The organism is Pseudomonas sp. m6p (assembly GCF_055760375.1).
The window spans coordinates 3,580,750-3,604,571 of sequence record NZ_CM147084.1; the positions used below are offsets into that span (position 1 = coordinate 3,580,750).

19 protein-coding genes are annotated in these 23,822 nt (G+C 59.5%); 6 read left to right on the plus strand and 13 right to left on the minus strand.

What is annotated here, in order from left to right; all coding sequences use genetic code 11:
* Positions 1–10 precede the first annotated feature (10 nt).
* Complete coding sequence (locus tag ACYZUM_RS16210) at positions 11–2,701, plus strand: DEAD/DEAH box helicase (protein ID WP_108183337.1); 2,691 nt, start codon at positions 11–13, stop codon at positions 2,699–2,701.
* A gap of 140 nt (positions 2,702–2,841) precedes the next feature.
* Here the strand turns inward: ACYZUM_RS16210 and ACYZUM_RS16215 are convergent, their stop codons facing one another.
* From ACYZUM_RS16215 to ACYZUM_RS16225, 3 genes are all read right to left on the minus strand, one after another.
* The gene (locus ACYZUM_RS16215; RefSeq protein ID WP_108183338.1) at positions 2,842–3,579 is read right to left on the minus strand and encodes an S-methyl-5'-thioinosine phosphorylase; all 738 of its coding nucleotides are present in this window, start codon (positions 3,577–3,579) and stop codon (positions 2,842–2,844) included.
* A 12-nt stretch (positions 3,580–3,591) separates the two neighbouring features.
* Positions 3,592–4,602, minus strand: coding sequence for a beta-N-acetylhexosaminidase (nagZ, locus tag ACYZUM_RS16220; protein ID WP_108183339.1), 1,011 nt, complete (start codon positions 4,600–4,602; stop codon positions 3,592–3,594).
* Positions 4,603–4,760: 158 nt separating this feature from the next.
* Positions 4,761–5,468 carry a TetR/AcrR family transcriptional regulator gene (locus tag ACYZUM_RS16225; RefSeq protein WP_108183340.1) on the minus strand — a complete coding sequence of 236 codons (708 nt, stop codon included), beginning with the start codon at positions 5,466–5,468 and terminating at the stop codon, positions 4,761–4,763.
* A 229-nt stretch (positions 5,469–5,697) separates the two neighbouring features.
* Between ACYZUM_RS16225 and lexA the strand changes: the two genes are divergently transcribed.
* Both lexA and sulA read left to right on the plus strand, forming a co-directional pair.
* Entirely contained in the window at positions 5,698–6,306 is a 609-nt protein-coding gene (gene lexA, locus ACYZUM_RS16230) for a transcriptional repressor LexA (protein WP_003226590.1), read from the plus strand.
* A 10-nt stretch (positions 6,307–6,316) separates the two neighbouring features.
* A complete protein-coding gene (gene sulA, locus ACYZUM_RS16235; protein WP_041068994.1) occupies positions 6,317–6,790 on the plus strand; it encodes an SOS-induced cell division inhibitor SulA in 474 nt (157 codons plus the stop codon).
* A gap of 94 nt (positions 6,791–6,884) precedes the next feature.
* On the opposite strand, the gene ACYZUM_RS16240 is transcribed toward sulA, so the two are convergent.
* From ACYZUM_RS16240 to ACYZUM_RS16270, 7 genes are all read right to left on the minus strand, one after another.
* Entirely contained in the window at positions 6,885–7,118 is a 234-nt protein-coding gene (locus tag ACYZUM_RS16240; RefSeq protein WP_003226592.1) for a hypothetical protein, read from the minus strand.
* Between the two features lie 106 nt (positions 7,119–7,224).
* Positions 7,225–7,749, minus strand: a complete 525-nt coding sequence (locus tag ACYZUM_RS16245) for a DUF6586 family protein (protein ID WP_108183341.1) — start codon at positions 7,747–7,749, stop codon at positions 7,225–7,227.
* Between the two features lie 144 nt (positions 7,750–7,893).
* Positions 7,894–10,524 (minus strand): type I DNA topoisomerase, encoded by a 2,631-nt coding sequence (gene topA / locus ACYZUM_RS16250; RefSeq protein WP_041069001.1) that lies wholly within the window; start codon positions 10,522–10,524, stop codon positions 7,894–7,896.
* Positions 10,525–10,638: 114 nt separating this feature from the next.
* Positions 10,639–10,875: a DUF1653 domain-containing protein gene (locus ACYZUM_RS16255; protein WP_041069004.1), complete on the minus strand. Its 237-nt coding sequence runs from the start codon at positions 10,873–10,875 to the stop codon at positions 10,639–10,641.
* Between the two features lie 99 nt (positions 10,876–10,974).
* The gene (fadA, locus tag ACYZUM_RS16260; protein ID WP_473060850.1) at positions 10,975–12,150 is read right to left on the minus strand and encodes an acetyl-CoA C-acyltransferase FadA; all 1,176 of its coding nucleotides are present in this window, start codon (positions 12,148–12,150) and stop codon (positions 10,975–10,977) included.
* Between the two features lie 29 nt (positions 12,151–12,179).
* Complete coding sequence (gene fadB, locus ACYZUM_RS16265; RefSeq protein ID WP_041069011.1) at positions 12,180–14,327, minus strand: fatty acid oxidation complex subunit alpha FadB; 2,148 nt, start codon at positions 14,325–14,327, stop codon at positions 12,180–12,182.
* Between the two features lie 538 nt (positions 14,328–14,865).
* Positions 14,866–15,303 (minus strand): hypothetical protein, encoded by a 438-nt coding sequence (locus ACYZUM_RS16270; protein WP_108183342.1) that lies wholly within the window; start codon positions 15,301–15,303, stop codon positions 14,866–14,868.
* Between the two features lie 103 nt (positions 15,304–15,406).
* On the opposite strand from ACYZUM_RS16270, the gene ACYZUM_RS16275 reads away from it, so the two are divergent.
* Positions 15,407–15,844, plus strand: coding sequence for a universal stress protein (locus ACYZUM_RS16275; protein ID WP_041069017.1), 438 nt, complete (start codon positions 15,407–15,409; stop codon positions 15,842–15,844).
* Between the two features lie 174 nt (positions 15,845–16,018).
* Here the strand turns inward: ACYZUM_RS16275 and ACYZUM_RS16280 are convergent, their stop codons facing one another.
* Entirely contained in the window at positions 16,019–17,938 is a 1,920-nt protein-coding gene (locus ACYZUM_RS16280) for an ATP-binding cassette domain-containing protein (RefSeq protein ID WP_108183343.1), read from the minus strand.
* A 214-nt stretch (positions 17,939–18,152) separates the two neighbouring features.
* Between ACYZUM_RS16280 and ACYZUM_RS16285 the strand changes: the two genes are divergently transcribed.
* The gene (locus ACYZUM_RS16285; RefSeq protein ID WP_108183344.1) at positions 18,153–20,081 is read left to right on the plus strand and encodes a transglycosylase SLT domain-containing protein; all 1,929 of its coding nucleotides are present in this window, start codon (positions 18,153–18,155) and stop codon (positions 20,079–20,081) included.
* An 83-nt stretch (positions 20,082–20,164) separates the two neighbouring features.
* Here ACYZUM_RS16285 and ACYZUM_RS16290 read toward each other — a convergent pair whose 3' ends face one another.
* Positions 20,165–21,943, minus strand: a complete 1,779-nt coding sequence (locus ACYZUM_RS16290; protein WP_041069025.1) for an ABC transporter transmembrane domain-containing protein — start codon at positions 21,941–21,943, stop codon at positions 20,165–20,167.
* A gap of 256 nt (positions 21,944–22,199) precedes the next feature.
* On the opposite strand from ACYZUM_RS16290, the gene ACYZUM_RS16295 reads away from it, so the two are divergent.
* A complete protein-coding gene (locus tag ACYZUM_RS16295) occupies positions 22,200–22,379 on the plus strand; it encodes a PA1571 family protein (RefSeq protein WP_065260694.1) in 180 nt (59 codons plus the stop codon).
* Between the two features lie 124 nt (positions 22,380–22,503).
* Here the strand turns inward: ACYZUM_RS16295 and pdxB are convergent, their stop codons facing one another.
* Complete coding sequence (pdxB, locus tag ACYZUM_RS16300; protein WP_108183345.1) at positions 22,504–23,649, minus strand: 4-phosphoerythronate dehydrogenase PdxB; 1,146 nt, start codon at positions 23,647–23,649, stop codon at positions 22,504–22,506.
* Positions 23,650–23,822 lie beyond the last annotated feature (173 nt).

Sequence of the window (23,822 nt, forward strand, 5' to 3'; positions counted from 1 at the left end):
CGAAGTCCTTATGTCCCCGCCCCTGAGCAAACCGTTGGCACCCTCCTGGGTCAGCCGATTCAAGGAACAGAGCCTGGAGCGTGGCCGCCGCTACGCCCTGGAGAATCGGGTACGCATCGCGCAGGTTGGCGATGCGACCATCACCGCCAGTTGCGAAGGCTCTGGCGGTAACGTCTACCGTCAGACCCTTCACCTGCGTGAGTCAGCCAAAGGCACCCTGTTGCTGGTTGACGCCACGTGCACCTGCCCGGTGCGCAGCAACTGCAAGCATTGCGCAGCAGTGCTGCTGCAAGTGCAGGAAACCCTCGAATACCCGGCCGCCGCGAAAGACGCCGAACTGCTGGAAAAGCTCCAGGCCGTGTTGGAGAACCGCAGCCCCAAGGCGCCGCCGCAAGTGCTGGTGGACAACGTGCAACCGCTGCCGCGCCTGTGGCTGGCGAGCGTCGAGTTCAGCGCGTTCGAGCCACGCAACGGCAAGATGCAGCGCTACATCCAGCATCGCGCGGCGCTGTCGTTCAGCTATCTGGACGAATACGTCAGCGGGCAGAAAAACAGCGACATTCTGATTCGTCAGGAAACGCAGACCCTGCGGATAAAACGCCATCCGGAAGTGGAACAGTCCTACCGCGAGCAGTTAAGAATCCTCGGATTTCGCATCGCCACCCGCCAGAGCAAGGCCCTGCCGGAAAGCGCCGGCGAGCTGTACGAGATGGTCAACGACAGCGCCTGGCTGACCTTCACCCTCAATGAATTGCCGAAGCTGCGCACCCAAGGTTGGGAATTGCAGATCGACGAGGAATTCGGCTTCGACCTGACCGCCGTCGACGACTGGTACGCCACCGTCGAACAGGCGCCGGAGCGCGACTGGTTCGATCTGGAGCTGGGGATCATCGTCAATGGTGAACGCCTGAGCCTGCTGCCGATCCTGCTCAACCTGATGCGCTCGCACACCGAAATCCTCAACCCGGAACGCCTGGCGCGGCGACGCGATGACGAACTGATTCTGGTCAATATTCCGCAACGCAACAGTGAGCACGGGCCACTGCAGGTGGCCCTGCCCCTTGGCCGACTGAAACCGGTACTGGCGACACTGGGCGAGTTTTACTTGCAGGAGCCGGGCGAAACCACCCTGCGCCTGAGCAAAGCCGACGCCACGCGGCTCAACTCGCTGGAAGGCCTTCCCCTGCTGTGGGAAGGCGGCGAACAGATCCGCAGCTTTGCCCAACGCCTGCGCGACATCCGTGATTACACGGCCAAGGCACCGAAGGGTTTGAACGCGACGTTGCGCCCTTATCAGCTCGAAGGCTTAAGCTGGATGCAGTCCCTGCGTCAGCTTGAGGTCGGCGGGATTCTGGCGGACGACATGGGCCTGGGTAAAACCCTACAGACCCTGGCGCATATTCTCAGTGAGAAAAACGCCGGACGCCTGGATCGGCCATGCATGGTGGTGATGCCCACCAGCCTGATCCCGAACTGGCTCGATGAGGCTGCGCACTTCACGCCGCAACTGAAAGTGGTGGCGCTGTATGGTGCCAGTCGCAAAAAGCATTTCGAACATCTGGCCGACTTCGACCTGATCCTGACGACCTACGCGCTACTGCCCAAGGACGTCGAACGCCTCACCCAACAACCCCTGCATGTGTTGGTGCTGGACGAAGCCCAGTACATCAAAAACCCCAACAGCAAAGCCGCGCAGGCCGCTCGCGAACTCAACGCTCGCCAACGGCTGTGCCTGAGCGGCACACCGCTGGAAAACCACCTCGGTGAGTTGTGGTCGCTGTTTCATTTCCTGCTGCCGGGCTGGCTGGGCGATATCAAAAGCTTCAATGCCGACTACCGCGTGCCGATCGAAAAACGCGCCAGCGAAGTCAGGCTGCAGCACCTCAATGGACGGATAAAGCCGTTTCTGCTGCGCCGCACCAAAGAACAGGTGGCCACCGAACTGCCGCCGAAAACCGAGATCATCCACTGGGTCGAGCTCAACGAAGCGCAGCGCGACGTGTACGAAACCATGCGCTTGGCGATGGACAAGAAAGTCCGCGACGAGATCACCCGCAAGGGCGTGGCGCGCAGCCAGATCATCATTCTTGAAGCCCTGCTCAAGCTGCGTCAGGTCTGCTGCGACCTGCGCCTGGTCAACGACGCCACCCTGCCCGCTCGCGGCAGCAGTTCCGGCAAGCTCGACAGTCTGATGGAAATGCTCGAGGAGTTGTTCGAGGAAGGTCGGCGAATTCTGCTGTTCTCGCAGTTCACGTCGATGTTGTCACTGATTGAAGACGAACTGAAAAAACGCAACGTGGCCTACGCCCTGTTGACTGGCCAGACCCGCGATCGGCGCACGCCGGTGAAGGAATTCCAGAGCGGCAAGCGTCAGATTTTTCTGATCAGCCTGAAGGCTGGCGGCGTCGGCTTGAACCTGACCGAAGCAGATACAGTGATTCATTACGACCCATGGTGGAACCCGGCCACTGAGAATCAGGCGACTGACCGCGCGTATCGAATCGGCCAGGAGAAACCGGTGTTCGTCTACAAGATGATTGCCCGAGGCACGGTTGAAGAGAAAATTCAGCACCTGCAGAAGGAAAAGTCCGACTTGGCAGCAGGCGTGCTGGATGGGCGCAAGGCCGGGGACTGGAAACTGCAGAGCGATGATATCGAAGCGTTGTTTGCGCCGCTGCCGGATAAGCTCGACAAGCGTTGAGTCCCCCCTTGCCAGTTAGAGAGCTATTGCTGGCAAGCCAGCTCCCACAAGGTTATAAGTCGAACACAACACTGTGATTCAACTCGCTACCTGTGGGAGCTGGCTTGCCAGCGATGGGGCCAAATCGGTCTCGGTCAGACTCAGCCCTTGAGCACTCGCGCCAGCGTCGATTTCACCTTGCCCATCCCTTCATGCAGCGCCTGCTCGATCTCGGCCATAGTAATCACTTCAGTGGTCTTGCCCGCCGCCGGATTCACCACCAGCGCCAGGCAGGCGTAATCCAGCTCCAGCTCACGGGCCAGTGCCGCTTCCGGCATGCCGGTCATGCCAACGATGTCGCAGCCATCGCGCTCCAGTCGCACGATCTCCGCCACGGTTTCCAGACGCGGGCCCTGAGTGCAGGCATACACGCCTTGATCACTGTATTCGCAACCTTCGGCAGCCACCGCCGCAATCAATTGCTGACGCAGCGGCTCGCTGTAAGGAAAGCTGAAATCGATGTGGGTGACGTGCTCCAGATCGTCGGCGAAAAATGTGTGTTCGCGACCGCTGGTGTAGTCGACGATCTGATGCGGCACACAGAAATGTCCGGAGCCCATGGCCGGATGAATCCCGCCCACCGCGTTGACCGCGATGATCGCCTCGGCGCCGGCCTGCTTCAGCGCCCACAGGTTGGCGCGGTAGTTGACCTTGTGTGGCGGAAAGCGATGCGGATGGCCGTGACGGGCGAGGAACAGCACTTCCTTGCCAGCGTACTCGCCGATCTGCACGTCGGCTGATGGCGCGCCATAGGGCGTGTCTACCGCCAGCGATTGGCGAATGGTCAAGCCTTCGAGTTGAGTCAGGCCGGTGCCACCGATGATTGCGTAAACCGTCATAGCAAAAAATCCTTAATCGATCAGTTGAGCGTCTTTGAGCGCACCGATTGCAGTGAGCCAGCGCGGATCCTGACGGTAGTCGGTGCTGGCGAACGCCTGCCCGCGCATGCGCGCGATGCGCGCGGACGGTTTGACTTTCATCCGTTGCGCAGCACTGAGCGCAAGTTCCGCAGCAGCGCGGTCGTTGCACACCAGCCCCATATCACAGCCGGCAGTCAACGCGGCCTCGATACGGCTGGCGGCATCGCCAACCACATGGGCGCCAGCCATTGAAAGGTCGTCGCTGAAGATCACACCGTCGAACTGCAACTCGCCGCGCAGGATGTCCTGCAACCAGCGACGGGAGAAGCCGGCAGGTTGCGAATCGACTTGCGGATAGATGACGTGCGCTGGCATGACCGCCGCGAGCTGCTTGCTCAACCTGGCGAAAGGTACGAGGTCATTGGCGCGGATGTCGTCGAGGCTGCGCTCGTCGTTCGGGATCGCGACGTGGGAATCGGCTTCAGCCCAGCCGTGACCGGGGAAATGCTTGCCAGTGGCAGCCATGCCGGCGCTGTTCATGCCGCGAATGAATGCTCCAGCGAGCAATGCGGCGCGCTCGGGATCACTCTCGAACGAACGGGTACCGACCACGGCGCTGCGCTGGTAATCCAGGTCCAGTACCGGGGCGAAACTCAGGTCGAGGCCGACCGCCAACACTTCGGTGGCCATGACCCAGCCGCATTGTTCGGCGAGGTATTCGGCGTTCGGGTTGTCGGCGATGGCACGCATCGCGGGCAGGCGCACGAAGCCCTGACGCAGGCGCTGGACGCGACCGCCCTCCTGGTCCACCGCCAGCAGCAGATCCGGGCGAATCGCCCGAATGGCTGCGCTGAGCTCACGCACCTGGCGTGGATGCTCAATGTTGCGGGCAAAAATGATCAGGCCGCCCACTTCGGGCTGGCGCAACAATTGGCGATCTTCGGCCGTCAGCCAGGTACCGGCGACGTCCACCATCAACGAGCCTTGCAGGCCAGCAGTCATAGAAATTCCTTGAAAACGAAAAACCCGATCCGCAGGAAATCGCTACCGTGAGCAACGCTCGGCAGGTCGGCAATTTCTTTGGATTTCGGGTTCAGAACGAGAGTCGGCATGGGCGGCTAGCTTAGCGGATGTAAACTGCCGCGCCCACCCGTGTGCGGTTAAACCTTGGCAGCCACCGGAGTCGACTTGCTGCGCGGGCGCAATTGCGCTGTTGCCATTGCCGGATCGTTGACGCCGGTTTCGGCACGCATGCCAGCGGCGAGGAATGGCACCATCAGGCGCATCACCTGTTCGATCGACGTGTTGACGCCGAAATCGGTCTCGGCAATCGCGCGCAAGGCCTTGATCCCGGACATGCTGAACGCCGCAGCGCCGAGCATGAAGTGCACGCGCCAGAACAGCTCGATTGGCGGAATGCGCGGAGCCGCTTCGTTGACCAGCAGCATGTAGCGGCGGAACACCTTGCCGTACATGTCTTCCAGGTAACGACGCAGGTGACCCTGGCTCTGGCTGAACGCCAAACCGAGCAAACGCATGAAAATCGACAGGTCGTTTCCGCTGCGTGGCTGGACCACCAGCGCTTGTTCGACGAGGATCTCCAGCAGCTCTTCAAGCGTCGGCTTGTTTTCCGGCTTGGCCTGACGCCGCTCCAACTCTTTATCGAGGCTGATGCAGAAGGGGCCGAGGAAGCGTGAGAAAACCGCCTGGATCAGGGCTTTCTTGGAGCCGAAATGATAGTTCACCGCCGCCAGGTTTACCCCGGCCTTGCTGGTGATCAAACGCAATGAGGTTTCGGCGAAACCTTTCTCCGCGAACAACTGCTCGGCAGCATCAAGAATGCGTTCAACGGTTTCCGACTGGGCCATGGCTACTCCGCCTGACAAACACTTGTTTGAAACATACGTTTCAGCCTGTGCCTTGTCAAGCCTGCCAGTTCGTTTTGGGAATGGTCGGTCAGCTATTTAACCACACTCGTCCGCTCCTTTAATAAGCACGGCAGCCGACCGTCCGGCGGGCTGCAAAAAAACGGGCATTGCCAAGACCGCTTCACTGTATATAATTCCAGTCACTGTATAAAAAGACAGAGCGATCAATATGCTAAAGCTGACGCCACGCCAAGCCGAGATTCTGGCCTTTATCAAACGCTGCCTCGAAGACAACGGCTACCCGCCAACCCGCGCGGAAATCGCTCAGGAGCTGGGTTTCAAGTCGCCAAACGCGGCTGAAGAGCACCTCAAGGCCCTGGCCCGCAAAGGCGCCATCGAGATGACGCCTGGCGCTTCTCGGGGCATCCGCATCCCTGGCTTCGAAGCCAAGGCCGATGACTCCACCCTGCCAATCATTGGCCGGGTCGCCGCCGGTGCTCCGATCCTCGCCCAGCAGCACATCGAAGAGTCCTGCAACATCAACCCGGCCTTCTTCCATCCCCGAGCCGACTACCTGTTGCGCGTACACGGCATGAGCATGAAGGACATCGGCATTTTCGACGGTGACCTGCTGGCGGTTCACACTACTCGCGAAGCACGCAATGGCCAGGTCGTGGTTGCACGGATCGGCGATGAAGTGACGGTCAAGCGCTTCAAGCGCGAAGGCAGCAAAGTCTGGCTGATTGCCGAAAACCCTGAGTTCGCCCCTATCGAAGTCGACCTGAAAGATCAGGAACTGGTGATCGAAGGCTTGAGTGTCGGCGTCATCCGCCGCTAAAGGAGGCTTTATGCAGTTCCCACACACACCTCAGCAAACACAACTGCCTTTATTCGAAGCGTTTCTGGCACAACCGATGGCGCCGATCCTGAAAGATGTGGTCGAGCGCCCATGGATTGCCGAACCGGAAGTGTTCAGTGAGCTGTCACTGCGCGGTGCGGCCGGGAACTGCCTGAACCTGCTCGCCCCGATCCTTCGCGAACTGAGCGAGGATCAGGACGCGCGCTGGCTGACGCTGATCGCCCCTCCAGCCAGCCTGACCCAGACCTGGCTGCGAGAGGCCGGCCTGAACCGTGAACGCATTCTGCTGCTGCAACCACGGGGCGCGCAAAGCGCTCAGCAACTGGCGTGTGAAGCGCTGCGTCTGGGCCGTAGCCACACAGTGGTGACCTGGCTCAACCCACTGAACACAAGCTCCCGGCAACAGCTGATCGGCGCAGCCCGCACGGGCGACGCTCAAAGCCTGAACATTCGACTGGGTTGATTAACTGGTAACGCGCGCTGTGTGAAGCGCATGGCTTCTCCAGGGACAGAGAAGCCGATCTGATGCGATAGCGGCAATCGCCGACAGGCGGGGCTCAGTGAAGAACCCGCGGCCCTTCTTCCTTATCAAACTCGCCTTCGACCATACGACCGGCCATCTGTACGCCGACGCTTAACATTGCCTTGGCGATTTCCACGTGCTGGCCTTGCAGGAACGCCTTGGCATCCTCGGAGAAATCCAGCGTCACCAGAGAACCCTCGTCCTCAGCCCTGCGCAGTTCGATTCGGCCGTCTGGTAACTCGACAATTTCTAGAAAGGACGTTGGCATATAGGTCTGTTCTCCACGAAAGGCAGGGATTATATAGACATCATTCGGGCTTCGCTCGGGATCTTGACCAGCAGCATGTTTCAGATTGCCACCGTACCAATGCCCATCAGCATTCGTTCAGACCTTCGCGAAAGCGGATCGCCAGACCTTTGAGATTCTGCCGCCAGCTCTCCAGCTCTTCGCGACTCAACTCCTGCGGCGCCTCTTCCTCATCGAGATTAATGGCCTGAATCAATGGCTGCGTCACATCGCCCTTGGGCTTCTGTGGCACCCGTGGCGGCTGGAACAACGCCGAATGCGCCGCCAGCAGTTTCGCCAGCCAGGTTTCAGAGTTACCGGCCAGTTCCACCATCTCGGCCAGCTCAGGGATTGCAATCGATTCCAGGACGTCACGAGTCAACAACACTTCTGCTCGCGACGCATTGGCCTGAGGCAGACGATAGAAACCGGCGATCTCATGGCAGAGCCCCAAAAGCGCGCCGTAGAGGTGAAATAACGCTGATTCACGCCCAGCCTGGATCAGCGCCAGCGAATTCATCGCTCGTCCCTCTTCGGCACGAGCCAGAGCCTCCAGCGACAGGCCGGCGAAATAGATTTTCTGATTGGTGCGGGTATAGAGTTCGTGCGCCATGCCGGCAGTCTCCACAGCGAAATAATTGCGTCACACAGACCCGACAGTGTCATGGATCAACGGATCCGACCGCAAGCACAAAACAAAAAGGCCGCATGAAAACCCGAGGGTTATCATGCGGCCTTTTTTGTATCAGACTAACGCTTACTCAGCCTTGGCTTTCGTGCGCTTGTCCTCAACAGTCCATTTACCACCATCGTAGTACGCCTTCCAGCCGGTAGGCTTGCCGTCTACTTCGGTCTGCACGTATTGCTCCTTGGTTTTGCGGCTGTAGCGGATGACCGCTGGCAGACCATCAGGATCCTTCTGCGGCGCTTCGCACAGGAAGTGGTACTTCGGATCGATCTCGTCCTTGTGCGGCAGAATCTCGATCACCAGTGGAGCACGGGTCTCGCGGTTTTTCGGGAACTGACTGGCTGCCAGGAACAGACCGGAAGCTCCGTCGCGCAGGATGTAGGTGTCGTTGACCTTTTCGCATTTCAGCTCAGGCATCTTCACCGGATCCATCTTCGGCGGCGCCGCATCACCGCTCTTCAGCAGTTTGCGGGTGTTCTTGCAAGTTGGGTTGGTGCAACCGAAGAACTTGCCGAAACGGCCGGTCTTGAGCTGCATCTCGCTGCCGCACTTGTCGCACTCCAGGCTCGGACCTTCATAGCCCTTGATGCGATAGTTGCCCTCTTCGATTTCGTAGCCCGCGCAATCCGGATTGTTACCGCAGATGTGCAGTTTGCGCTTCTCATCAAGCAGGTAGGCGTCCATCGCCGTACTGCAGATCGGGCAGCGATGCTTGCCACGCAGAACCAACGACTCCGACTCGCCCTCGTCGTCCGCGGCAATCTCGTCGCCTGGCACCAGGTTGACGGTGGCCTTGCAGCGCTCCTTCGGCGGCAGGCTGTAACCCGAGCAGCCAAGGAACACACCGGTCGATGCGGTACGGATCTGCATCGGACGACCGCATGTGGTGCACGGAATGTCGGTCATCACGGGCTGGTTGGCACGCATGCCATTGTCCGGGTTCTCCGCCACTTCAAGCTTCTTCTTGAAGTCGCCGTAGAACTCGTCCAGCACGTTTTTCCAGTCACGCTCACCCTGAGCTACATCATCGAGGTTCTCTTCCATGCCGGCGGTGAAGCCGTAGTCCATGAGGTTCGAGAAACTCTCTGACAGACGCTCGGTGACGATGTCGCCCATCTTTTCCGAGTAGAAACGACGGTTGTGCAGGGTCACGTAGCCGCGATCCTGAATGGTCGAAATGATGGCTGCATAGGTCGAAGGACGACCGATACCGCGTTTTTCCATTTCTTTCACCAGGCTCGCTTCGGAGTAACGCGCTGGCGGCTTGGTGAAGTGCTGCGACGGATCAAGCTTGATCAGCTTCATCACATCGCCCTGCGCCATGTCGGGCAGAACGTCGTCATCGCCAGGCTTGGCGATCTGCGGCAGAACGCGGGTGTAACCGTCGAACTTGAGGATGCGGCCCTTGGCGCGCAGCTCAAAGTCGCCAGCAGCGACGCTGACAGTGGTCGACAGGTACTGCGCCGGCAGCATCTGGCAAGCAAGGAACTGGCGCCAGATCAGCTCGTAAAGGCGCTCAGCATCACGCTCCATACCTGCAAGCTTGCTTGGCGTAGTGTTGGCATCGGAAGGACGAATCGCTTCGTGAGCCTCTTGTGCGCCTTCTTTGCTGCTGTAGACATTCGGCGTTTCCGGCAGGTACTTCTTGCCGAACTCGTCTTCGATGTAGGTGCGCGCCATCGCCACGGCATCGGCCGAAAGATTGGTCGAGTCGGTACGCATATAAGTGATGTAGCCGGCTTCATACAGACGCTGGGCCATCATCATGGTTTTCTTCACGCCGAAGCCCAGACGATTGCTCGCGGCTTGCTGCAGGGTGGACGTGATGAATGGCGCCGACGGCTTGCTGCTGGTCGGCTTGTCTTCGCGCTTGACGATGCTGTAGCTGGAGGACTTGAGTTTCTCCAGCGCGGCCGTGGCCTGGGCTTCGTTCAGCGGTTTGAAGGCTTCGCCCTTCTCGCGCGCCACTTCGAAACGTACAGTCGAGCCCTTGGCGGTGCCAAGATCAGCGTGCACTTCCCAGTACTCTTCCGGGTTGAACGCACGGATTTCACGCTCACGCTCGACCACCAGCTTCACGGCAACCGATTGCACGCGACCGGCCGACAGACCACGGGCGATCTTGGCCCACAGCAGTGGCGAGACCATGTAACCCACAACGCGGTCGAGGAAACGACGCGCCTGCTGGGCATTCACACGATCGATGTCCAGTTCGCCCGGCTCGGAGAACGCTTCCTGAATCGCTTTCTTGGTGATTTCGTTGAACACCACGCGCTTGTAGCGGCTGTCGTCACCACCGATGGCTTCGCGCAGGTGCCAGGCAATGGCTTCCCCCTCGCGATCCAAGTCGGTTGCGAGATAGATGGTGTCAGCATCCTTGGCGAGCCGGCGCAGCTCTTCGATGACCTTCTCTTTACCCGGAAGGATCTCATACTGGGCTTTCCAGCCATGTTCCGGATCGACACCCATGCGCGAAACCAGTTGCTTGCGCGCCTTCTCTTTCGGCGTGAGCACCGGCCCTTCGCCCGCGGCGGCCTTGCCGCGCTTGGCGGCCGGCTCTTTGCTGGCGCTAGCCGAACCGCTGGTGGGCAGGTCTCGGATATGGCCGATACTCGACTTCACCACGTATTGGTTGCCCAGATACTTGTTGATGGTCTTGGCCTTAGCCGGGGATTCCACAATGACCAGCGATTTGCCCATGGATCAGAAAATTCCTGAATTCTAGAAGTGAAAGGCGGTTGGCGCCTGACGCGGCACCGCTATATATAGTGGCTACAAGGTGAGGTCAAGCACAGGGTTCTGTGCGCACTCGCCTCATGGCTTGGAAAAAAGGCTCGGTTCGGCTTGCACCAAAGCAAAGCGTGGCACCTGCTCGCCGTCAACCTCGACCGACTCGACGAACATGCTCAAAGGGCGTACCCAGAAGCCGTAATCGCCATACAGGGCTTGGTAAAAGACCACTTCTTCCTCGGTCTCGGAATGCCGCGCCACACTGAATACGCGGTACTGCGGCCCCTTGTAATGTTGGTAGAGCCCAGGTTGTATCGGCATGCTTCGGCCCTCACTCAAATTTTTTCAAAATAAATACAAAAATAAATCCACAAAAACAAAAACCGGGGCACTTGGCCCCGGCTTCCATCGACGAGACGCTTAAACGCGTTCGAAGACGGTGGAGATGCCTTGGCCGAGACCAATGCACATAGTGGCCACCCCGAAGGTGCCGCTATTCTGCTTCATCACGTTCAGCAAAGTGCCGGAAATACGGGCACCAGAGCAACCGAACGGGTGACCCAGGGCGATCGCGCCGCCGTGCAGGTTAACCTTCTCGTTCATCTTGTCGAGTACTTTCAGATCTTTCAGCACTGGCAAGGCCTGTGCAGCGAAAGCTTCGTTGAGCTCGAAGAAGTCGATATCGTTGATGCCGAGGCCCGCACGCTTCAGGGTTTTTTGTGTAGCCGGCACTGGACCATAGCCCATGATCGCCGGATCCACACCCGCCACCGCCATCGAACGGATCACGGCCATCGGCTGGATCCCCAGGTCCTGTGCACGTTGCGCCGACATCACGATCATGCACGAAGCACCATCGGTGATCTGCGACGAAGTACCGGCAGTCACGGTGCCACCCTTCGGATTGAAGGCAGGCTTGAGGGCCGCCAGACTTTCCAGAGTGGTTTCCGGACGAATGGTTTCGTCGTAGTCGAACAGCTTCAGGAAGCCGTTTTCGTCGTAACCCTGCATCGGGATGATCTCGTCTTTGAACTTGCCTTCCACCGTCGCCTTATGGGCGAGCTGGTGGGAGCGCACGCCAAAGGCGTCCTGCTGCTCACGGGTGATGCCGTGCATCTTGCCAAGCATTTCCGCGGTCAGACCCATCATGCCCGAGGCTTTCGCCGCGTACAGCGACATGTGCGGGTTCGGATCGACACCGTGCATCATGCTCACGTGACCCATATGCTCGACGCCGCCAACCACGAATACGTCACCGTTACCGGTCATGATCGCTTGCGCAGCGGTGTGCAGGGCGCTCATCGACGAGCCGCACAGACGGCTGACGGTCTGGCCGGCCGAGGTGTGCGGGATCTGGGTCATCAGCGACGCCATGCGCGCGATGTTCCAGCCCTGCTCCAGGGTCTGGTTCACACAGCCCCAGATCACGTCCTCGACTTCAGCAGGATCGACCTTGGCGTTGCGTTCCAGCAGTTTGCTGATCAGGTGCGCCGACATGTCTTCGGCGCGGGTGTTGCGGTGCATGCCGCCCTTGGAGCGGCCCATCGGAGTACGACCGAAGTCGACAATCACGACGTCTCTAGGATTCAAGCTCATAAGTTCACTCTCACTCTAGTTGGGGGCGCTTAACCGAAGAAGCTCTGGCCGTTCTTGGCCATTTCGCGCAGCTTCGCGGTCGGGTGGTACAGCGCGCCCAAATCAGCGTACTGGTCAGCCAGGGCAACGAACTCGGCAACACCGATCGAATCGATGTAGCGCAGTGCACCGCCACGGAATGGAGGGAAACCGATACCGTAAACCAGACCCATGTCGGCTTCGGCGGCAGTTTCAACGATGCCGTCTTCCAGGCAACGCACGGTTTCCAGGCACAGCGGGATCATCATCCAGTTGATGATGTCTTCGTCAGTGACTTCGCGCTGCTCGTAAACGATCGGCTTGAGCACTTCCAGCACCGACGGATCGGCCACCTTCTTCTGCTTGCCTTTCTTGTCGGTCTCGTAGGCGTAGAAGCCCTTGCCATTCTTCTGGCCCAGACGTTTGGCTTCGTAAAGCACGTCGACTGCCGAACGACGGTCATCCTTCATGCGATCCGGGAAGCCGTCAGCCATCACGTCACGACCGTGGTGACCGGTGTCGATGCCGACCACGTCCATCAGGTACGCCGGGCCCATCGGCCAGCCGAATTTTTCCATGACCTTGTCGATGCGGACGAAGTCCACACCGGCGCTGACCAGCTTGGCGAAACCGCCGAAGTACGGGAACAGAACGCGGTTGACCAGGAAGCCCGGGCAGTCGTTGACGACGATCGGGTTCTTGCCCATTTTCTTGGCGTAGGCAACGGTGGTGGCAATTGCCAGCTCACTGGACTTCTCGCCACGGATGACTTCCACCAGCGGCATCATGTGCACCGGGTTGAAGAAGTGCATGCCGACGAAGTTTTCCGGACGCTTGAGGGCCTTGGCCAGCAGGCTGATGGAAATGGTCGACGTGTTGGACGCGAGGATGGTGTCCTCTTTGACCTTGTCTTCGACTTCAGCCAGCACGGCTTGCTTGACCTTCGGGTTCTCGACCACGGCTTCAACAACCAGGTCGACGTGACCGAAGTCGCCGTAGGACAGGGTCGGACGAATGCCGTTGAGCACTTCAGCCATTTTCGCAGCGGTCATGCGGCCTTTGTCAACGCGGCCCACCAGCAGCTTGGCGGCTTCGGCCAGACCCTGCTCGATACCGTGCTCGTTGATGTCTTTCATCAGGATCGGCGTGCCTTTGGAGGCCGACTGATAGGCGATACCGCCACCCATGATGCCAGCCCCCAGTACCGCAGCCTGCTTCACGTCCTTGGCGATTTCGTCGTAGGCCTTGGCCTTCTTCTTCAGTTCCTGATCGTTCAGGAAGAGGCCTATCAGACTCTGCGCGGCAGAGGTCTTGGCCAGCTTGACGAAACCTGCCGCTTCGACTTCCAGCGCCTTGTCACGACCGAAGTTCGCGGCTTTCTGGATGGTCTTGATCGCTTCAACCGGCGCCGGGTAATTCGGGCCAGCTTGCCCTGCCACGAAACCTTTGGCGGTTTCGAAAGCCATCATTTGTTCAATGGCGTTCAACTTGAGTTTTTCAAGTTTTGGCTGACGCTTGGCCTTGTAATCGAACTCGCCGGAGATGGCGCGCTTGATCAGTTCAAGGGCAGCTTCCTGCAGCTTCTCTGGAGCAACCACGGCGTCGACGGCGCTGACTTTCAGCGCGTCTTCAGGACGGTTTTCCTTGCCGGCGGCAATCCACTCGATGGCGTTATCGACGCCGATCAGGCGCGGCAGACGCACGGTACCGCCGAAGCCTGGGTAGATGCCCAGTTTGACTTCCGGCAGACCGATCTTGGCCTTGGTCGACATGACGCGGTAATCCGCCGCCAGGCACATTTCCAGACCGCCACCCAGGGCGATGCCGTTGATCGCGGCTACGGTCGGAACGTTGAGGTCTTCGAAATCGCTGAAGATCTTGTTGGCTTCGAGATTGCCAGCAACCAGCTCGGCATCCGGCAGCTTGAAGTTGTCGACAAATTCGGTGATGTCGGCGCCGACGATGAACACGTCCTTGCCACTGCTGACGATCACGCCCTTGATCGAAGCATCTGCCTTGATGGTGTCCACGGCCTGACGCAGTTCGTTCAGGGTAAGACGGTTGAACTTGTTGACGGACTCACCCTTGAGGTCGAATTTCAATTCGACGATGCCACTTTCAAGAGCTTTAACCGTGATGGCTTTACCTTCGTAAATCATCAACTGATCTCCACGATATGGAAGCTGAACAGTACACGTCGGACGCAGGTAAATGGCTCGGCAGGACGCTTTTTCGTCGATGCTGACGCCAATCCACCCGGCACACCCGCCAACGCGATAGTCGGGATTCTGTAGGAGCAGTCTGTAAGACAAACGCTCAATTCATACGCCCGTTTGATTTGGGTACGCCACCTTCACGGAATTTCCGACAATTGTCAATCGCCCTAAATACGGGTTGAAATGCGACTTTGCGGTCATTTCTGTAAGACGCAGCCGCCGACACATGCTTGCATGTGAGGGTATTCATAAGATTAATAGTTAGAAATGTCGCCCTAATTCGCTGCAAGCCTTGTTTAACAGGCTACGCTCGCTGGACGACGAAGGAAAACACACGCACGTTTGTTGACCGGAGCACTCCGAATCAACACCAAAAAGAATTCCGGCCTGCCTGGCCACCCCCGCCCGATGAATCATGTCGGGCTTTTTATTGTCCGTCTGCCGGACGCTCCCCACCGTTGCAGTGGGAAAAATCCGGGGTTCAGGCCAGCGCTTTCAGAGTCGCGTCGATATCCTGCAAAACCTTGGCCTCGCCCTTCTCGCCCCAGTACAAGGCGATCATCTGCCTGTCGGCCTCAACCTTGAACACATTGCCCGGCAACTTTTCGAAATAATCGAGCAGCAACCGGTCCTCGCAGACTTCCTGCCATTGATTGACCCATACTCCCGGCGATTTCTGCCAGTAACTCCAGCACGCTGGCTGGCTGCCACGCCGTGGCCGATGATATTGCGCACACGGGCTGGGTGGCTCCTGCGACAGCCAATGCGGCCACTCCTGAGGCGCCAGCTGCATGGCCAGCCCGATGCGCCGCGCCTCCATGCGCAGGGCCATCCGGCCGCTCTGTACGCGCGACGGGCGCAACCATGCCAGTGGACTCAGAACCACCAGCAGGATTGACACCACCAACCAGACCGTCATATCTCTACTCCCGACTTAAGGTGAGCGCATTGTGTCACTCTGGAACCAATGCGCTTGAAACCAGCCATACTTAACACTATTGAACCGTCACAAGGAGCACCTCATGCCCTACTCCCATATCCTGGTCGCCGTAGATCTGACCGAAGAGTGCGACCCTGTGATCCACCGCGCCCGAGAGTTGTCGACGAGCAATGGCGCCAAGCTGTCGCTGGTGCATATCGTCGAACCGATGGCGATGGCGTTCGGCGGCGATGTGCCGATGGATCTGTCACAACTGCAACAGCAGCAGTTCGATCAGGCCAAGGAACGTCTAGAGCGCCTGAAAGCCAAATATGCCGAACTCGAGGGTGCCAATTGCCACCTGACCTATGGCCAGCCACGTCAGGAAATCCATCATTTCGCCAAGGAAAATCTCTGCGATCTGATCGTGGTCGGCAGCCATGGCCGCCACGGTCTGGCGCTATTGCTCGGCTCGACCGCGAATGACGTTCTGCACGGCGCGCCATGCGATGTTTTGGCAGTACACCTGATCAAACGTTAAAACACGGATCATTGTGGGAGCGAGCCTGCTCGCGAAGGCGTCGGCACATTCAGCATTAATGCCGCCTGACGAACCGCATTCGCGAGCAGGCTCGCTCCCACATCAGGTCTCTACCCGCATATGAAAAGCCCGGCGCTCATCACTGAGCGTCGGGCTTTTTTGTTGCCGGATCAATCAGGCTTCCAGCTCGGCCCAACGCTCCACCAGCGCATCCAGCTCAGCCTGCAACTGCTCCAGCGAAGCAATCACCTTGGCCGTTTCTGCTGGCGGACGCTGGTAGAAACCGGCTTCGGCCATTTCCGCCTCGACCGCAGCGATCTGCTGTTCCTTGGCATCAATGTCGCCCGGCAGCGCTTCCAGCTCACGCTGCAGCTTGTAGCTCAGCTTCTTCTTGGCGGCCGGCGCTGCAGCAGGCGCGGCAACGGGTGCAGGCTCAGCAGTGACCACCGCCGAGTTCAGGTCAGCCTTGCCCGACTTGCTCTCGGTCACACCCAACAGGCGCGGCGAGCCGCCCTGACGGATCCAGTCCTGATAACCGCCGACATATTCACGGACCTTGCCTTCACCTTCGAAGACCAGAGTGCTGGTGACCACGTTGTCGAGGAATGCCCGGTCGTGACTGACCATCAGCACCGTGCCGTTGAACGTCAGCAGTACTTCTTCGAGCAGTTCGAGAGTCTCGACGTCGAGGTCGTTGGTCGGTTCATCGAGTACCAGCAGGTTCGCCGGTTTGCTGAACAGTTTGGCCAGCAACAGACGTGCACGCTCGCCACCGGACAGCGCCTTCACCGGCGTGCGCGCACGTTGCGGGCTGAACAGGAAGTCGCCGAGGTAGCTCAGGACGTGGCGGCTCTGGCCATCGATTTCGATGAAGTCGCGACCTTCGGCGACGTTGTCGATCACGGTCTTTTCCAGATCGAGCTGATGACGCAACTGATCGAAGTAGGCGACATCGATCCGGGTGCCCTCTTCCACTTTGCCGCTGGTCGGTTGCAGACCGTTGAGCATCAGCTTGAGCAGAGTGGTCTTGCCGGTACCGTTGGCGCCCAGCAGACCGATACGGTCGCCACGCTGCAGGACCATCGAGAAGTCCTTGATCAGGTACGGACCGTCCGGGTGATGGAAGCTGACGTTGTCCAGGACCATCACTTGCTTGCCGGACTTCTCGGCCGTTTCCAGCTGAATATTCGCCTTGCCGGTACGTTCACGACGTTCGCTGCGCTCAACGCGCAGGGCTTTCAGGGCACGCACACGGCCTTCGTTACGGGTGCGACGGGCCTTGATGCCCTGACGGATCCACACTTCCTCCTGAGCCAGACGTTTGTCGAACAGCGCGTTGGCGGTTTCTTCAGCAGCCAGCGCGGCTTCTTTATGCACGAGGAAGCTGGCGTAGTCGCCGTTCCAGTCGATCAGACCGCCGCGATCCAGTTCGAGGATGCGCGTGGCGAGGTTTTGCAGGAAGGAACGGTCGTGCGTGATGAACAGCACGGCGCCCTGGAAATCCTTCAGGGCTTCTTCGAGCCAGGCAATCGCACCGATGTCCAGGTGGTTGGTGGGTTCGTCGAGCAGCAGCAGATCCGGTTCGGACACCAGCGCCTGCGCCAGCAGCACGCGGCGACGCCAGCCGCCGGACAACTCGGCAAGAGTCTTGTCGGCCGGCAGTTGCAGGCGACTCAGGGTGCTGTCGACCAGCGTCTGCAAACGCCAGCCGTCACGGGCTTCGAGGTCGTGCTGAACGTGCATCAGCTTGTCCAGATCGGCGTCGGTGACGATGTTCTGGCTCAGGTGATGGTATTCGGCGAGCAAGGCGCCAACACCGTCCAGCCCCTCGGCAACCACGTCGAATACCGTCCGCCCGTCGGCCACCGGCAATTCTTGCGGCAATTCACCGATTTTCAGACCGGGGGCACGCCACACCGAGCCGTCATCGGGCTTCTGATCGCCCTTGACCAGTTTCATCATGCTGGATTTGCCAGTGCCGTTGCGGCCGATGATGCACACCCGCTCACCACGGGCGATCTGCCAGGACACCTTGTCCAACAACGGCATCGCGCCGAATGCAAGGGACACATCGCTGAATTTGAGCAGGGTCATGAGCTTCTCCAAAAACCGGGCGCGCATTCTACCTGAATCAGGTCCTCAGCAGGCCGGCAATTTGTCTGCCGAAGCACTCTGCACAACATTTGTTGCGAACTTGTGCTGCAAGACCGGCAAAGCTTTCGCCCGTTGCTGGCAAAAGGCTAAGCTACAGACAATTCAGTGCTGGCCGCGGCCGGTGCTTGTCATGATTTCTCTGCCCGGATGTCTCATGCGCAGTCGCCTTTTCAGTGTCTTGTCCTGTTTGCTACTTACCGCCGCTGCCGCTCAATCCGCCCAGGCGGTGGACCTGTCGACCCAACGCCAGTATTACGATGAAGCCAAACGCGCCCTGGCCAAGGGCGATACCGGCCCGTACTTTCGTTACAGCCAGGCCTTGGCCGATTACCCGCTGGAACCGTACTTGGCTTACGACGAACTGACCGCGCGTCTGAAGACCGCCAGCAACGAGGAAATCGAGAAATTCCTCGCCGAGCACGGCGACCTGCCACAGGCCAACTGGATGAAACTGCGCTGGTTGCGCTGGCTCGCCGACCGTGGCGACTGGGCAACTTTCGTCAAGTATTACGACCCGAAACTCAATTTCACCGAACTGGACTGCCTCAATGCGCAGTACCAGATCAGCAGTGGCCACAAGGCCGAGGGCTATGCCAATGCCGACAAACTGTGGCTGACCGGCAAATCGCAACCGGCCGCCTGTGACGGGCTGTTCGGGATCTGGGCCGCCGATGGCCAGTTGACCGAGCAGAAACGCTGGGAGCGCACCAAACTTGCCGCCCAGGCGCGCAACTATCCACTGGCCAACAGCCTGGTCAACGGCCTCACCACCCTCGCCCCGCGCGGTCGGCTGCTGGTGGATGTGGCGCAGAAACCCGAACTGCTCAATCAGCCGTCGCGCTTCACTCCCGCTGACGAGCCGATGTCCGACGTGGTCAGCCTCGGCCTGCGCCGCCTCGCCCGTCAGGACCCGGACAAGGCCATGGCCCTGCTCGACGGATACGCCAGCAGCATGCATTTTTCCCGTGACGAAAAAGTCGCGATTGCCCGGGAAATCGGCCTGACCCTGGCCCGGCGTTTCGACAGCCGCGCGCTGGACGTGATGACCAAATACGATCCGGAGCTGCGTGACAACACCGTGTCCGAATGGCGCCTGCGCCTGCTGTTGCGTCTGGCACGCTGGGACGATGCGTATCAGTTGACCCGTCGGCTGCCGCAGGATCTGGCGACCACCAACCGCTGGCGTTACTGGCAGGCCCGCAGCCTGGAACTGGCGCAACCGCAGAACCCGCAAGCGCAGACCCTGTACAAGAATCTGGCGAAAGAACGCGACTTCTACGGCTTCCTCGCCGCCGACCGCTCGCAACTGCCTTACTCGCTGATGAACAAGCCGCTGGTACTCAGCCAGGCCACCATCAACAAAGTGCGTAACACCCCCGGTGTGCGTCGCGCTCTGGAATTCCATGCGCGCGGGCAGATCGTCGACGGGCGCCGCGAGTGGTATCACGTCAGCCGCCATTTCAATCGTGACGAAATGGTCGCCCAGGCCAGACTGGCTTACGACCTGAAATGGTACTTCCCGGCCATTCGCACCATCAGTCAGGCGCAGTACTGGGACGACCTGGATATCCGCTTCCCGATGGCCCACCGCGACACCTTGGTGCGTGAAGCCAAGACGCGCGGCCTGCATTCGAGCTGGGTGTTCGCCATCACCCGCCAGGAAAGCGCGTTCATGGATGACGCCCGCTCCGGCGTCGGCGCCAGCGGCCTGATGCAATTGATGCCCGGCACCGCCAAGGAAACCGCGCGCAAGTTCAGCATTCCGCTGGCCTCGCCGCAGCAAGTGCTCGATCCGGACAAGAACATCCAGCTCGGCGCCGCTTACCTGAGCCAGGTGCACAGCCAGTTCAACGGCAACCGCGTCCTGGCCTCCGCCGCCTACAACGCCGGCCCTGGCCGCGTGCGCCAGTGGCTGCGCGGCGCCGATCACCTGAGCTTCGATGTGTGGGTGGAAAGCATCCCGTTCGACGAAACCCGCCAGTACGTGCAGAACGTACTGTCGTACTCGGTGATCTACGGGCAGAAACTCAATTCGCCGCAGCCGCTGGTGGATTGGCACGAGCGGTATTTCGACGATCAGTGACAGGTGCTGAATACCTGAAATGAAAAATGCCCGCATCCATCGATGCGGGCATTTTTTTGCTGCCAGAAAAGCCTTCGGCGGTTCTACACCGCCATCGCATGCCCGTCGTTGAACTGCAACGCCGCCAGCCGCGCATACAGTGGATTGCTCACGATCAGCTCCTGATGCGTACCGATTGCGACCAATCGGCCCTGATCCATCACGGCGATCCGGTCGGCGTTCTTCACCGTGGCCAGGCGATGCGCAATCACCAGCGTGGTGCGGTTGTGCATCAGACTTGGCAACGCTTCCTGAATCAGATGTTCGCTCTGGGCATCGAGAGCGCTGGTGGCTTCGTCCAGCAGCAGAATCGGCGCATCCACCAGCAACGCGCGGGCGATCGCCAGGCGTTGACGCTGGCCGCCGGAAAGGCCGAGGCCAGCGTCCCCCAGATGAGTCTGATAACCGTTGGGCATCTTCTCGATGAAGTCATGGGCGTGAGCAATTCTTGCCGCTTCCTTGACCTGCTCCAGTGTCGCGTCGGCATTGCCGTAACGAATATTCTCTTCGACGCTGCCGAAAAACAGCGCTGGCGATTGCGAGACCAGGGCGAAATTGCGCCGCAGATCCAGCGGATCGAGGCTGGTCAGCGGCACCCCGTCAATCAGGATCCGGCCTTCAAGTGGGTCGTAGAAGCGCAACAACAAGTCATACACCGTGGATTTACCGGCGCCGGAAGGCCCGACAAGGGCCAGGGTTTCACCAGCCCTGATGGTCAGGCTCAAGCCGCTGATGGCATAGCTGTCCGGACGCGACGGGTAGGAAAAGTGCACATTCTGCAATTGCAGCTCGCCCTTGATCCGTTCTGGCAACGTCACCAGCCCGAGGGTCGGTGGCTGGATGATGTTCTGCGAATTGAGCAGTTCCGCGATGCGCTCGGCGGCACCCGCCGCACGCTGCAACTCGCCGATGACCTCGCTCAACGTACCAATGGCACTGCCGACGATCAGACTGTAGAAAACGAACGCCGCCAGTTCGCCCCCGGTAATGCGCCCGGCTATCACGTCCATGCCACCGACCCACAACATCACCGCCACCGCGCCGAGCACCAGCACGATCACCACGGTAATCATCCAGGAGCGCTGAAAGATCCGTTTGCGCGCAGTATCAAACGCGTCCTCGACCGTCGTGGCGAAACGGCGTTCATCCTGCACCTGATGGTTATAGGCCTGAACGGTTTTGATCTGCCCGAGCGTCTCGGAAACGTAGCTGCCGATGTCGGCGACCCGATCCTGACTCAACCGCGACAGATTGCGCACGCGCCGACCGAAAATCAGAATCGGCGCGACCACGAAGGGCAAGGCGATCACCACGATGCTGGTGAGTTTCGGATTGGTCACGAACAGCAGCACTACTCCGCCGATCACCATCAACAGGTTGCGCAGAAACATGGAGAGCGACGAGCCGATCACCGATTGCAGCAACGTCGTGTCGGCAGTCAGCCGTGATTGAATCTCTGAACTGCGGTTATTCTCGTAAAAGCCGGGATGCAGATAGACCAGATGGTTGAACACCTCGCGCCGGATATCCGCTACAACTCGCTCGCCGATCCACGATACCCAGTAAAACCGCGCGAAGGTGCCAATCGCCAGGCCCAACACCATCAGCATGAAGATACCGATGCTCTGGTTCAGTTGATGCGGCGACTGCGTCATGAAGCCCCGATCGACCAGCAATTTGATCCCCTGCCCCATCGACAAAGTAACGGCCGCCGTGACGATCAACGCCAACAGCGCAGCGCAGACTTGCCAACGATAAGGCGCCAGAAACCGGCTGGTCAGACTCAGCGCTCGACGGTGCCGGGAAGAAAGCTTCGAGATCATTCAGGTACACATCCGTGTTGATGAAAGGGCTAGCCTAAACCTTCTATGGGGCGGAACTCTGTAAATCACAATGAGTCAGGTTAAATATGCCCCCAAAGACTAGGCCATAGTTGCTATTGGTCTAATGTCCCGGTTGAGACGAGCGGTCATTTCTGTTGGAGTGGAGATGCCGCTTTTGACAGACCCAAGGGTGTTGTCACAGCCTGGTCACGTGGCGGTTTTAATCTACGTGCACAACCTGATGAGGAGACAGGCCATGTCCTTGCAACACAGCAGCGATGACAAGATTCAAGTGATCCGCACCAAGCCCGGCCAACCTCTGGGTTGCTCGATTATCGACAAGGATGGGCGTGAAGTACCGATCACTGAAGACATGATCCAGAACGCGTGCCGCGAGCTGGAGAAGCGATTGGTCAAGCCTGCCGAACAAAAGTGATATAGCCACCGTCTTCCTGACCCGGCCCCTGTTTGGCCGGGTTTTTTCTGCCTGCCGTTCTGCTCTCCTACAGGGTCAGGGCAAACACTGTGGGAGCGAGCCTGCTCGCGAAAGGGCCGACCTGTTATTGAACCGCAACCGCCCCCAGCGCCGCCACAATCTGTTGCAACTGCGGCGAATCACCGTCGATCCGCACCTTCAGCCCCTCGATCTCGCGCCGCACCGGATACTGCTTGCGCAACACATCGAAGGCCGCACGCTGTTCAGCGACATTGCCGACAAGACTGCGACGAAAATCCGCATCATCGCGGCGCGGGTCGTATACGCCACGGCACAACATCGCCAGTGCCCAGGCCGGATCGCTGTCGGCGTGCAGGGTCACTTCTGACAGCCACGGCGCCGGTAGCAAGTCACTGAGCTGGATGCTCGGCGTCTGACCGATAAATTCGCAATAAGCCTGATAAATCTGCGCCGTGCCGCGCTGTTTACCATCGAGGCTGTAACCGGCAATGTGCGGCGTGGCCAGCACGCAGAGTTCGGCGAGGTCGACATCGACTTCAGGCTCGGCTTCCCACACGTCGAGCACCGCTTGCAGGTCTTCACGCGCCAGCAGCGCGGTGCGCAACGCAGCGTTATCCACCACGGGGCCACGAGCGGCGTTGATCAGCCAGGTACCCGGTTTGAGTTGTTGCAGACGCGGCTCATCGAACAGATGCCAGGTCGCGCCTGCGCCGGTACGGGTCAACGGCGTGTGCAGGCTGATCACGTCACACTGCTCGATGATCTGCTCAAGGCTCACGTAATCGCCCCCCTCGACGGCCTGACGCGGCGGGTCGCAGACTTTGACATTCCAGCCCAGGCCCTTGAGCACCTTGATCAGCCGACCGCCGACTTCACCGGCACCGATTACCCCATAAGTACGTTGCGGCAATTCAACGCCTTCGATTTCCGCCAGGGTCATCAGACTGCCGAGCACATAATCGACCACGCCCCGCGCGTTGCAACCGGGCGCGCTGGACCAGGTGATGCCGGCCTCGGTGAAATAATCGAGATCGAGGTGATCGGTACCGATGGTGCACGTGCCGACGAAACGCACTTTGCTGCCTTCGAGCAAAGCACGATTGACGTTAGTCACCGAACGCACCAGCAACACATCGGCCTGCTCGACCGTCGCACGGTCGATGGCACGGCCCGGCACCCGGCGGATCTCGCCGAAACCGGCAAAAAAGGCATCGAGCAGGGGGATATTTTCGTCGGCAACAATCAGCATGGCGGGCTCCTTGGGCGGATCGGCAGTTTAACTGTAGGAGCTGCCGCAGGCTGCGATCTTTTGATTTTGTTTTTCAAGATCGAGATCGAGATCAAAAGATCGCAGCCTGCGGCAGCTCCTACAGATTACAAATCCGCAACAGAGGATTTTTCCTGACCAAAGCGTCAGCGGCG